Annotated in this window: 12 protein-coding genes; 2 read left to right on the plus strand and 10 right to left on the minus strand. The window is 44.0% G+C overall.

Translation table 11 applies throughout. The features are described from left to right. Nucleotides 1-419: 419 nt before the first annotated feature. The 5 genes from VP98_RS15580 to VP98_RS15600 all read right to left on the minus strand — a co-directional run bounded on the left by VP98_RS15580 (nt 420) and on the right by VP98_RS15600 (nt 5,680). A complete protein-coding gene (locus VP98_RS15580; RefSeq protein ID WP_046176322.1) occupies nt 420-1,763 on the minus strand; it encodes an ABC transporter substrate-binding protein in 1,344 nt (447 codons plus the stop codon). Nucleotides 1,764-1,784: 21 nt separating this feature from the next. Beyond that, nucleotides 1,785-2,612, minus strand: coding sequence for a carbohydrate ABC transporter permease (locus VP98_RS15585; protein WP_046176323.1), 828 nt, complete (start codon nt 2,610-2,612; stop codon nt 1,785-1,787). Continuing rightward, entirely contained in the window at nt 2,609-3,562 is a 954-nt protein-coding gene (locus VP98_RS15590; protein ID WP_046176324.1) for a carbohydrate ABC transporter permease, read from the minus strand. Before VP98_RS15590 ends, VP98_RS15585 begins: the two co-directional genes overlap by 4 nt. A 153-nt stretch (nt 3,563-3,715) precedes the next feature. Continuing rightward, nucleotides 3,716-4,594: an aldose 1-epimerase family protein gene (locus VP98_RS15595; RefSeq protein ID WP_046176325.1), complete on the minus strand. Its 879-nt coding sequence runs from the start codon at nt 4,592-4,594 to the stop codon at nt 3,716-3,718. Between the two features lie 30 nt (nt 4,595-4,624). After that, complete coding sequence (locus tag VP98_RS15600; protein ID WP_046176326.1) at nt 4,625-5,680, minus strand: LLM class flavin-dependent oxidoreductase; 1,056 nt, start codon at nt 5,678-5,680, stop codon at nt 4,625-4,627. A gap of 423 nt (nt 5,681-6,103) precedes the next feature. Here VP98_RS15600 and VP98_RS15605 point away from each other — a divergent pair, with 423 nt between their 5' ends. After that, nucleotides 6,104-7,045, plus strand: a complete 942-nt coding sequence (locus tag VP98_RS15605) for an agmatinase family protein (RefSeq protein WP_046176327.1) — start codon at nt 6,104-6,106, stop codon at nt 7,043-7,045. 80 nt (nt 7,046-7,125) lie between these two features. On the opposite strand, the gene VP98_RS15610 is transcribed toward VP98_RS15605, so the two are convergent. The 3 genes from VP98_RS15610 to VP98_RS15620 all read right to left on the minus strand — a co-directional run bounded on the left by VP98_RS15610 (nt 7,126) and on the right by VP98_RS15620 (nt 8,941). Beyond that, nucleotides 7,126-7,647 (minus strand): PTS sugar transporter subunit IIA, encoded by a 522-nt coding sequence (locus VP98_RS15610; RefSeq protein WP_046176328.1) that lies wholly within the window; start codon nt 7,645-7,647, stop codon nt 7,126-7,128. A 29-nt stretch (nt 7,648-7,676) separates the two neighbouring features. Further along, nucleotides 7,677-8,600, minus strand: coding sequence for a ribokinase (rbsK, locus tag VP98_RS15615; protein WP_046176329.1), 924 nt, complete (start codon nt 8,598-8,600; stop codon nt 7,677-7,679). Nucleotides 8,601-8,671: 71 nt separating this feature from the next. Continuing rightward, nucleotides 8,672-8,941, minus strand: a complete 270-nt coding sequence (locus VP98_RS15620) for a hypothetical protein (RefSeq protein ID WP_046176330.1) — start codon at nt 8,939-8,941, stop codon at nt 8,672-8,674. 265 nt (nt 8,942-9,206) lie between these two features. Here VP98_RS15620 and VP98_RS15625 point away from each other — a divergent pair, with 265 nt between their 5' ends. Further along, nucleotides 9,207-11,240 (plus strand): sensor domain-containing protein, encoded by a 2,034-nt coding sequence (locus VP98_RS15625; RefSeq protein WP_052712272.1) that lies wholly within the window; start codon nt 9,207-9,209, stop codon nt 11,238-11,240. Between the two features lie 15 nt (nt 11,241-11,255). Here the strand turns inward: VP98_RS15625 and VP98_RS15630 are convergent, their stop codons facing one another. After that, a complete protein-coding gene (locus VP98_RS15630; RefSeq protein WP_052712273.1) occupies nt 11,256-11,726 on the minus strand; it encodes a COG4315 family predicted lipoprotein in 471 nt (156 codons plus the stop codon). Nucleotides 11,727-11,995: 269 nt separating this feature from the next. After that, nucleotides 11,996-12,481, minus strand: coding sequence for a molybdopterin-guanine dinucleotide biosynthesis protein B (mobB, locus tag VP98_RS15635; protein WP_046176332.1), 486 nt, complete (start codon nt 12,479-12,481; stop codon nt 11,996-11,998). Nucleotides 12,482-12,499: the final 18 nt, after the last annotated feature.

The raw sequence follows: 12,499 nt of genomic DNA on the forward strand, positions 1-12,499 counted from the left end.
AGTCTAACGTGCTATTTTCTTTTAAAAGCAGTGACAGGGGCTGCGGCCTGCCCTCCACCCGTTGTGTTTCTAAAAAAGCATGTTTGTCTTTCCCTTTCTCATTGGAAAAAGAAAGGTTTTGAAAGCCAATAAGCAGGGACCGAGCCGCTGTCTCTTTTGTATTAAGGAGACAAAGGAAGCGAAATGATCCCCATATAACGCTTGTCACAGGCCACTTTGGCGGCGGGAGGGCAGCACAGACTCCTGTGGGACTAAGCGGGCAGCCGAGACCGATGAAGACGCCAGGCGCAGTAGGGATCGGCGCCTGCCCCACGGAAAGCGGAGCTGCCCGGACGCCGCCGATCCTGCCTCTTCGTGTGCACAGCGTCGATAATCATTTGTCTACAATCTATGAGATGCCTATTCCAGCATCTCTTCTTTTATTTCTTGAAGTGTTCGTCATACTGCTTTTGAGATTCTTCGATTGCACCGGCCCATTCATCCAGGAATTCCTTGACAGTTATTTTTCCGCTCATAACATTTTGGACGCCGGAGTCAACAGTGTTGTCCAGGATAGAACGGTAGTCAGGCAGATAGAATGGCGGTTTGTAAAGAACAAGATTTGGGTCTTCATATACTTCAAACGCTACTTTAATATGCTCAGCATTTTTCACCCATTCTTCTTCAAGTACGTCTGCATTTGTTGGAATTTGTCCCACCTGCTCGTTCCAGTAGCTCTGGCTTTCAGCCGAGTTTAAGAATTTGGTAAATTCCCATGCCGCTTCAGGGTGTTCCGTTGACTTAAAGATAGAAATACCAATTGTGTTGCCGCCTTCCGCTACATATTTTCCATCTTCTGACTTCGGAAGTGCAAGCGCTTTAAACTGGCCTGGCTCAAGAGCTTCACTATGCTCACCATATGAACCGACATTGTGCTGCACCATCGCGACTGCTCCTGTATCAAAACCAGCAATCATTTCTTTGTAGCCATTTGTAATATCGCTTTTCGGCGTGAATTTTTGATACATATCAAAATACTTTTCTAAAAACTCTACGTGCTTTGGATCGTTAATTGTGCTTTTCCCTTTGTCATCTACGTATTCCTCGATACCGGAATACGCATACATCATACGCTGCAGCTGAAAAGAACCGCCTGCTCCGCCGCGAATCGTATAGCCGTACCGGTTGTTTGCTTTGTCTGTCATGCTTTCAGCAGCAGCGAAAAATTCATCCCACGTCTCTGGAGCTTTCACATTTTTCTCCTGGAACCAATCTGGACGGTACCAGAGAATATCAATGTTTTGCGTATAAGGAATACCGTATAATTTCTCGTCCATTACAATTTCTTTATTGAAATCAATTGCACTTTTATTAATCTTGTCTTTGTCCTCCCATTCATCATACTGCTCATCAAGAGGAAGAAGTGCCTCCCGTGCTGCAAACTCAGGAAGCCAGCTTGTCTGGACACTTCCCATATCCGGCATATCATCTGCCGCAATGGCTGCATCCAGCTTTTGTTTTGCTGAATCTTTTGGAAGTCCGACGTATTCTACATCAATATTTTCATTCTCCGCTTCAAAACGGGAAATTAATTCTTCCCAAATAGGTGTCCGCTGAGGGCCGGCATTTTCATCCCAAAATGTGATGGTTACTGGCTCATCCGGGTTCGCTTTTTCCCCGGAGCCTGATCCCTGTACTTCCGTGTCATCATTTCCACACCCCGCCATCAGCATAGATGCTAAAACAAAAGATGTTGTCATGCCATGAAATAATTTTTTCCCCATTTTAATTCCCCCTGTTTTAAATTAGCCTTTGACTGCGCCGCCAAGACCGCTGACCAGATGTTTCTGTGCGTAGATAAAGAGCAATACTGCCGGCACAAGCGCGATCACACTTCCTGCAGCCAGCGCGCCATAGTTTACATTAAATTCACCCATCATATAGCTAAGCCCGACCGGAAGCGTAAACTTGCTTTGCTGGTTGGTCAGCATAAGCGCCAATAAAAATTCATTCCATGTATAAATCAACGTAAAAACGCCCGTTGCGACGATACCAGGAACCAGAAGCGGGAATACAACGTGCCGAAGCGACTGAATCCGGTTGCATCCATCAATCATTGCCGCTTCCTCCAGCTCCTTCGGTACATTTGAAATAAAGCCGCTCATTAAAACGGTGGTAAATGGAATTTCAACAGCTGCATACGTAATAATGAGCGAAAGCGGGCTGCTGATTAAGCCTAAATTTTTAAAAATAAGAAACAATGGGATAATGAGCATCGCCCGCGGAATAAATTGCGTGCACAGCAGCATAACCATGAATGCGCGCTTTCCTTTAAACTTATACCGGCTGAGCGCATAGCCCGATAAAATCGATAAAACAAGAACAAGGGCAACTGTGCTTACACCGACAATTAAACTATTTTTAAAATACGTGGCAAATCCCACATTGCTCCAGGCAATAACAAAGTTATCAATCGTCGGAGCGGTCGGGATATACTCGACCGGACGCTTCACAATATCTCCATCCATTTTAAACGCTGTATTTATCGTCCAATAAAATGGAAACATTGTAAAGACCAGCATAACAGCAAGCGGCAGGCGAAGTGTCAGCCAGCGGTCCATCGTTCGATTCATCGTTCTGCCTCCTCTTTTTCATATTTCGTTACTTTCAAAAAGACAACCGCAAAGATCAATAAGATACAGAATGAAATAACCGTTAAAGCGGAACCATATCCAAAATTACTGCCATGTACGGCCAGAGACGCAATATACATCGTTAACGTTGTTGTTGACTCTGCCGGTCCTCCGCCTGTTAAGTTAAAAATCAAGTCTACATTGTTAAACTCCCAAATTGTGCGAAGGAGTACAGTTAAAATAATCGTATTTTTCAGCTGTGGCAGTGTAATATAGAAAAACGTTTTTCTTCTTCCTGCCCCATCCACTTTGGCCGCTTCATACATTTCATTTGGGATGCTCTGCAAAGCAGCTAAAAGTGTAATCGCAAAAAATGGAATTCCGCGCCATAATTCAGCAATAACGACCGAGCCAAAAGCAGTGCTGACGTCTGACAGCCAGGCTTTGCTCTCGCTAATCAATCCAATACGCATTAATAAATCGTTGATTACGCCCATATGCTCATTGTACATAAGAGACCACATAACCGATGCAAGTACACCGGAAATCGCCCATGGGATAAACGCAGCTGCCCGGAATATGCCTCTAAACTTGAACGCCTGGTTTAAAAGCAGAGCAACGGCCATTCCAAAAACCAGCTGAAGGCCGACCTGGGTAACGACCCATTTTAAGGTAACCAGCAAGCTTGGCAAAAACATCTTATCCGCTGTGAAGACTTCTTTGAAATTTTCCAGCCCCACAAATCCATTGTAATAAGGCGCTGACAAATCATAATTAAATAAACTGTAATAGAAAACGGTTCCAATCGGATAAAACAAAAAAGCGACAACGATAAAAACGGACGGAGCAATCATTAAATATGGAACCCAGTTGATTTTGTTCCGCTTTTTTTTAGGTGCTTCATATTCCTGCATGCGCCTTGCTATATCCACGTTAGACGGAGCACTCATTAGCGTTTCCCTCCCGGTTTTGTTTTTTTATAGTGTAATTGAAAACGCTATCATTTATAATTCAATATTTTTAGAAAAATGTATAAATTTTTTAGGAATTAAAAAAACTGTCTAAAGGGCTTCTTCAAGACCCTTCAGACAGTTTTGTTTTTTTTAAATAAACGCAATCGTATAGTCTGCTTCGAAGCAGCCGCCCTTTTCCAGTTCGTTTATTCCCATTTTTTCATTCAAATTCCCGGTAGTATTTACGGTGTCCGCAATTCCATACCAGGGTTCAATGCAAACAAAAGGAGCCATCGTGCTTCGATCCCGGTTGTAGCTTGACCAAATGCCGACAAACGGAAACCCTGTTAAATTAACATCCACTCCGTGTCCGGTCTGGCTGGAGGTGAGCGAAACCCGATCAATCTGGCTGTAAATAAACGCATCATTCTGGAACAATGACGCCTGGATCGAAATTGGCTCAATTTCATTTAAGGAATCCTTTTCTCTAACCAATGAATCAACCAGTTCATACTGCGTTACCTTCCTGCCAGGGGCCGGTGTGAAGGTGAGCGTATAGTCCCCGGCCTTTTCCCCGCTCGAAAGCGGTACATTAAAAGCAGGATGCGCACCAATGGAAAAGTACATTTTTTTATTGTGTTTGTTGTGGATTTCCCATCGCACATTTAGCGATTGTCCGCTCAGTGTATAATGAATGACCGCTTGAAACCGGTATGGATATACGTCTAAAAACGCATCAGATGATTCAAAAACAAATGAAACGTGATCTGCATCCTGCTGATGTATCGAAAATTCCACGTCACGCAGAAAACCGTGCTGTGATAAATGATAGGACTTTCCATCAAGCTTATATTGATCCCGCTTCAGCCTTCCGACTATCGGAAATAGCACGGGCGAAACGCGTCCCCAGTAGGTGCTGTCACCATTCCACATATAATTCAGCCCTGTTTTTTTGCCAAAAACCTCCCGCAATTCCGCGCCGGACTTTGAAAAAACGGCTTTTAACTCTTCATTTTCAAGAATGATCATGAACAGGCTCCTTTCACATATATCAAAAGATTATTGATGCCCTTCTGACTCCCACTTTGCTGCTTCTTCCCGTACAATCGGTGCTACTTCTTTCCCAAGCAGTTCAATGGCTTTCATGACCAAATCATGCGGCATAGTGCCAACCGGCACATGAAGCAGAAAACGGGTAATGCCCACATTTTTTCGAAGGTGAATAATTTTATCCGCCACCGCTTTTGGGTCACCTACATACAATGCACCTTCAAAGCTGCGGGCAGCGTCAAAGCTAGACCGGGTGTACGGCCCCCATCCGCGTTCCCGTCCAAGATTATTCATAACAGCCTGCGTAGACGGATAAAATTGCTCTGCCGCTAATTCTGTGCTTTCTGCAATAAATCCGTGTGAATGAGATGCAACGGGCAATTTTGCCGGATCATGACCGGCATGAGCCGCCGCTTTTTTATAAAGTTTAACAAGCGGCGCAAATTGAACCGGACTGCCGCCGATAATCGCCAGTACAAGCGGCAGTCCAAGCAGTCCTGCCCGAACAACGGATTCCGAATTTCCTCCGCTGCCGATCCAGACTGGCAGCTGGTTTTGAACCGGCCGCGGATAAATACCCAGATTATCAATCGCCGGCCGGTGTCCGCCCTTCCATGTTACCTTTTCCGATTCCCGGATTTTCAAAAGCAGCTCCAATTTCTCATCAAAGAGTTCATTGTAATCCTTCAAATCGTAGCCAAAAAGCGGAAACGATTCAATGAATGAACCGCGGCCTGCCATAATTTCCGCCCGTCCATTTGAAATGCCATCAAGCGTAGCAAAATCTTGAAACACCCGTACTGGATCAGCAGACGAGAGTACCGTTACTGCACTTGTCAGCCGGATGTGTTTTGTCTGTGGTGCAGCTGCTGCCAGCACAAGTGCCGGGGAAGAAGCTGCATAGTCACTGCGATGATGCTCCCCAACACCAAACACATCAAGCCCTACCTGATCTGCCAGGATAATTTCTTCTACTACTTCACGCAGCCTTTGCGCATGGCTGATGACTTTTCCTGTTTCTACATCCGGTGTTGTTTCAACAAAGGTGCTGATTCCAATCTCCATTTATTCCCTACCCTTCCAAGCCGGTTTCATTTTTCCTTCTTAAGTTAACATGATCTTATCGTTCCATAAACTATTTTGAATTTCGCCCAATTAAACAGAACCCCGGTAAAAATTCTTTATAAATTTCTACACCGGCTGCAAAATACCTTCTTCTGCAAAAAGTCTTTCCGGTCCTGCCGGTGTCTTTGCCAAAACGGCCGGAAAAAGAAAATCAGGGGCGATATTCTCCTTGCCCGGGGCGAAAAAAGTTTTTTCCGCCCCTGACTGTGTGAAAACCGCCCCATATTAAAAAATACTGGCCAGAAAACGATCAATCTTCGCAAACAGATGGGAAAAGAATAAAGGAATCTAGAAATTGCCGGTTTTTTTCCTTTTTGTTAGGGAAAAGGAAAACCACTCTCTCTGTTTGAAAGGACTGTTTAGATGACTGAAACTATTTATGGAAACACTCCCTGCTTTCTCGGAGCAAAAAATTTAGTAACGGCTGATCGTTTGGATGAAGTTGACGCTGTTGTTTATGGTGTGCCGTGGGAAGGCGCTGTGACATGGGGCGATTACACGGGGTGTGAACTTGGTCCAAAAGTGATGCGCTTGAGTTCCGGACGCTACAGCGGCTATTTACCCGAGCTTGATCATATTGATGTGTTTGAACACATAAAGCTTGGTGATATAGGCGATGTTGATATTGTACCGGCAGATGTCGAAGAGACGATGAACCGTATTACTAATTTCACCGACACTCTCTGGAAAAGCGGCAAATTTTTAATCGGACTTGGCGGTGATCACGGCATCACTTTTCCCATTATCAGGTCTTTGACGAACCAGGGAAAGAAAGTAGGAATTATTCATCTAGATGCACACTTCGACAACCTCCCCTCCCATGAAGGAGACCCTTATGCGCGCTGCAGTCCATTTATGCGCCTCTATGAACAGAAGGGCGTGCGAAATGAAAGTATTATTCACGCAGGGATCCACGGCCCCCGCAATAAGCCGGAAAGCGGCCGCAATGCGCGTGATGCCGGCGCTGTAACAATAACCGTTAATGAAATTCGCGAGCACAAAGATTTAAAAATACTTGGCCGCCAGCTTTATGAGATGGCTTCAAAAGAAGTGGATTGTGTGTATTTAAGCATCTGCAGTGATGTTCTAGATTATGCCTTCAATCCGGGAGGACCGGTTGACGGAAACGGGCTTACTTCTTATGAACTATTAACGCTTGTACATGAAATTGCCAGGCAGGGCATTATCGGGATGGATTTTGTAGAAGTATATCCCCAGCAGGACCCGGCCCAGTTTTCTGCTCATTTATCATCAACCATTATTTTGTACGCACTTGCCGGGCATGCCTTGAGCCAAAAACAATAAGAACGGAATTTTTTGGCCGGAAGCCTTTTAAAATCAAATTTCATGTAAAAGAGGAAGCCCCGCTGACGAGGCTTCCTCTTTTATTTTAACTTTACTGTTAACACAGTTGTTTCACCGGCAGCTGCCGATATATTTTCATTCTTTTCCATACTTTGAACCATATCGCCGTTTGAAATAATCATAGGCGTGAGTACACTGGCCGCTTTTTCACGAACGAGTTCAAGGCTGTATGTAAGAAGCACATCTCCCTTCTTTACCTGGTCCCCTTCTGAGACTTTAATATCGAATCCTTCTCCCTTCATGTTGACCGTATCGAGCCCAACATGAATTAAAATTTCAAGGCCCCCTGCCGTTTCCAGGCCGATTGCATGCTTTGTGGGGAAAATGTTTAATATTTTTGCATCGGCCGGCGCGACTACTTTTCCTTCCGCAGGGTTGACGGCCACTCCATCACCCATCATTTTTTGAGAAAAAACCGGATCTGGCACTTCCTCCAGCCCTACAACATCACCAGTTAGTGGAGAAGCGAGCACTACTTCCTTTACATTTTCCGATAAACCGCTTTCTTCCTTGTTTCCAAAAAGCTTATTTAAAAAACCCATATATAAACCTCCTTTTTTTGTTTTATTCCCTAAAGCCTGCTGGTTAAAAACGCTTTTATTTCTTTAATGGAAGGCATTGAAACAGCCGTGCCTTCTTTCATGACTGAAAGTGCCGACACAGCCTGGCCAAACTGAACAGCGTCTTCGATTTCCATTCCACTGCTGATTGCATGGGCAAAACCGCCATTAAAAGCATCACCGGCTCCGGTTGTATCGACTGCATTGACTGGAAAGGCTTCTATTTGTTTTCCGATTCCCAAACCTTTTGATAAAAACACACCTTTTTTCCCGAGCGTAATGACGACAGTATCGACACCTTTCCTATGTAAAGAATCTGCTGCTTTTTGAGCAGAGGTCCGGTCTACTATCTCAATGCCGGTCATTCCTTTAGCTTCTGTTTCATTCGGTGTTAAATAAGCAATGTGCTCAAGCCATTCATCAGGAACTGCCAGATAAGGAGCGGGATTTAATAAAATTGGCGTTTGATGGCGCACAGCCTGTTTAATGGCCGCCTCAACCGCTTCTAAACTGATTTCAAGCTGCAGCAGCAAAATATCCGCTTTTTTCACAGCCTCCTCAGCCGCTTCTACCTCTAAGCCGGTCATTGTACCGCAGGCACCCGGGGCGATCACGATATCATTTTCTCCTTGATCATCAACGGCAATAAGAGCTGTACCTGTTGCAAACTCCCCACTTCTTTTAATAAATTGCACATCAATCCCTTCCCGTTCAAAATGCCGCATCGCTTCATCACCAAAAACATCAAGGCCGATTTTGGTAACAAACATAACGCTAGAGCCGCTTCTTGCCGCTGCCGTTGCCTGGTTGCCCCCTTTCCCGCCCGGTCCCATTTGAAAAGGACCGCCCAAAACCGTTTCACCCGGCACCGGCAAATGCGGTGTCCGGCTCATTAAATCCGTAACATAGCTGCCTACTACTGTTACCTGTCCCACTCTTATCACCTCAACTTAAGCATAAAAGAAAGAAGTCTCTAATGCCAATGAAAGGCAGAAGAGACTTTTATTTATGCCGGACGCTCATTGTGAAGCGCTTTCATTTTTTGCAGAAAGAAATTTTCCTGTTCAAGACGCTTGCCTTCAATAAATTCTTCCCGGGCAATTTCCTTTACCGAGGTGACCCCATTGTGCTTTACCCCGGGCATATCCGCTGCCTGTTCCATAATAAAAACCGGTGTGCAGCTTTCTTCTGTTACCAAATAACGTGCCACACTTACCTCATTCCGCTTGCCTACGTGACCATACCGTAAAACCACCTTCCAATATTTCCATCTCATATTGATCCCTCCGATTTTATATATTATGTACTGTATACCCCTTTTAGCCCTAAAAAAAAAATTTACTTTATTCAAAAAAGTAAATTTGTTGAGAATACCCACAAAGCCGATCCTTTTTTATAAAACTTTTATAAGATCAGTTCCTTCGAAAGCAGCGCCTGCCTATGATACTTGAAATCGCGTTTCATTATTTTTCCCTCATTGCAAAAATCAGATAAAGAAGTAAAATATACCTATATAACTCCCATGTGAAAGGTTGAATGTAATGCTGAACTACCTGCATGATTTTCCGTCAATTGCCCGTGCCATTGACCAGCGCTTTTCCATCTCTGTTACAGACTGTAACGGTATCATTTTGTGTGTGAATGACAAGTTTTGTAAGCTTTCAAAATATGAGCGCCATGAAATTATCGGGCAGAAGCATTCAATGTTTGATTCCGGATTGCTCCCTGATGGCCACTTTCAGGATATGTGGGAATCATTAACGCAGGGAAAGGTATGGCAGAGCGAAGTACACAACCGTGCGAAAGACGGGACAATTTACAGTATTAATGCTACGGTTGTGCCTGTGCAGGACGAAAACAGCCGCCTGTTAAAATATATTTCGATCGACGCTGATATTACAGATAAATTCCAAATGGAAGAAGCGCTGAAAAAAGCGCTGAAAAACGATTTTTGGACAACTGTAAAAAATTTGCAGAATGCTGTTTTTAAATATAAAGAAAATGAGGAAGGCCGCCTTACTCTTACAATGCTCGAAGGCAAACTAGTTGAAAAGATAGGCGTTCCTGATGACTGGAAGCGTGAGCGCCTCCTGGAAACTATGCCTTCAAAGCGCATATTTGATTATTTATCAGGCTATTTTCGCCGCGGTTTGGCGGGCGAAGAGGTGCATTTTGAATTAAATATGCCACAATTTACCCTTCTTATTTATCTGTCTCCTCTCTTTGAAGATGGAAGAGTAACGGAAGTAGTCGGCACCGCTATTGACATTACCGAGCGAAAAGAAAGTGAAAGACAGGTAAAGAAAATGGCTCATTATGATGATTTAACCAGTCTTCCCAACCGCCGGCTGTTTCAAAAAAAACTCGGCAAAGCATTAACCGCTTCTGAAAAAAACGGTGAATCTTTTGCTGTTATGTTTCTCGACCTGGACCGCTTTAAAAATATTAATGACACATTGGGCCATAATAACGGCGATCTTTTGCTGAAGAAGGTGGCGGACCGCCTGCAGCATTGCATCCGGCAAACAGACACCGCTGCCCGGCTGGGCGGGGACGAATATGCTATTTTGCTTCCATCAATTAAACGTAAAGAAGCGGAATTAATTGCCAGGCGTATTTGTGAAGAAATGAATCATTTTTTTCTCATAGAAAAGCTTGATATTTTTATTAGTACCAGCATTGGCATTAGCATGTATCCAGACGATGGAGCGAATGCAGAGACGCTTATACGCAATGCGGATGCCGCTATGTATTTCGCAAAAGAAAGCGGCAAAAACAATTATCAGTTTTTCACAAGTGACTTGCATCGTAATATAAGCGAAAGAATGATGCTAGAAAGAGAACTGCATCGTGCGATCGAGGAACAGCAGTTTCATTTGGTATATCAGCCTCAGGTTGATATTGCTTCCAATAAAATTATCGGAGCTGAAGCATTGCTGCGTTGGAATCATCCGGAAACCGGGTTTATTTCTCCGGCAGATTTTATCCCGCTTGCAGAAGAAACGGGGCTTATCATCCCAATTGGCACATGGGTTCTGGAACACGCCTGTAAACAAAACAAAGCATGGCAGGATGCGGGCCTGAATCCGATTCGCATAAGTGTGAATGTATCGCTCCGGCAGTTTATGCAGCATAACTTCGTTGAGGAAGTGGAGCGAATTCTTGAGCGGACCGGCCTGGCACCCGAGTGGCTCGATATTGAGATTACGGAAAGCATGACAGCTGACGTCTCTTACGCGCAGAAAATATTAAATCGGCTGCACAGCCTTGGTATCCATATCAGTATTGATGATTTTGGAACCGGATATAGCTCACTCAGCTATTTAAGCAGTTTTCCAATTACCAGGCTGAAAATTGATCAGTCTTTTGTGAGCGATTTAACTGAAAACCGGCAGGCAATTGTGAAAACGATTATCGATCTTGCCCAGAACCTCAACTTAAATGTAATTGCCGAGGGAGTAGAATCAAAAGAACAGGCACGGCTTTTAATGGCATTAAAATGTGAAGAAGCACAGGGCTATTTATACGCAAAGCCGCTTTCTTCTGAAGAAATGAAAAAAAGGCTGTTCAACTAATTTTAACAGCCTTTTTTATTGAGCCCTCGCGGTGCGCTCTATCGAGTTATTTACTGTATACCATTTGTCGTCCGCACTGTATCCATTCGTTTGTCCGGCCATTTGATCACGGGAAAAATAATAAAGCGGATACCCTTTATAAGTAGATTGCTTTTCACCTGTATCCGGCCTTGTGATCACGCCAAAATCCGATTTGCTGAATCCTTCAGGCACTTTACTTGAGCCAAGATAAAAAGGCGGCCACTCCTCCAGGCAATGATTGGTGCAGGAAGATATCCCTTTTTCATCATTCAGATAGTAATAAAGAGTCATGCCTGCTGAATCAGCTAAATACTGTCCCGTTTCTTCTTTTTTCATAATACGAAGCGGCTCTGTAGGATTTTGAGCTGCATCCTGAGGCTCGTTGATTGGTGCCGACATATCTTCAGGTGCTTCATCCGCCATACAGCCGGCAAGCAATAGAACGAGAAAGAACCATTTCCACATTTTGTCCATCCCCCTTTTTTAGAAGGATGTCCATAAAAAGCATAGTTTATTCTTTGTTTCACGTGAAACATCCAGCGAAATTTGATTACTTTACTTGAATAATATACGCTGTATGTATGGAAATATAAGGATTTAATTCACGGGGTTAATGTTTCTGACTGCTTTTCAGTTAAAGCTGTTTGCTGCATCAGGAGTTTTTTCTTCTAAATGAATGAAGATAGGTCCGCAAAACAGGAAATCATTTTGCCTGGCTCTTAACTGTGCAATGTTCATTGCGTGATCTTTTTTAAAATAAACGGGATATACTGCTTCTCTTCTTCAATATAAAACGTCCGGTGAGGAGTAATCAGCAGAGGAACCCAGCTGATCACACATTGAATGTTTTCAAGCTCCAGGAGAGGCAGGTCCTCTTCAGTCCGTATCAGCACTGCCTTCGGGTAAGATTCCTTTTTATATCCTTCTACAAAAATACAGTCAACTGGAAAAAGACTGTATAGCGCAAGAATATCCTTGAGCTTCCAGCTTTCCCTGGGGATGTTTAGCTGCAGGACTCCATCTCCTTCTACACCAGCAATCAAAGCTCCTGCCTGATGATGCCGGTCACTATCTTTTGAATAATCCGGCACACCGCCATGGCCATGGTGCTTGATTGCGGCAGCCTTCACTCCAAGGTCTGAAGCAGCCCGTATTAATTTTTCCATTAACGTTGTTTTGCCGCTATTTTGATAGCCCACAATTTGAAACACATTTTTCATATCGAATACCTCCGCGTT

The sequence above is a fragment of the Domibacillus indicus genome (assembly GCF_000970685.1).
GTDB lineage: Bacteria > Bacillota > Bacilli > Bacillales > Domibacillaceae > Domibacillus > Domibacillus indicus.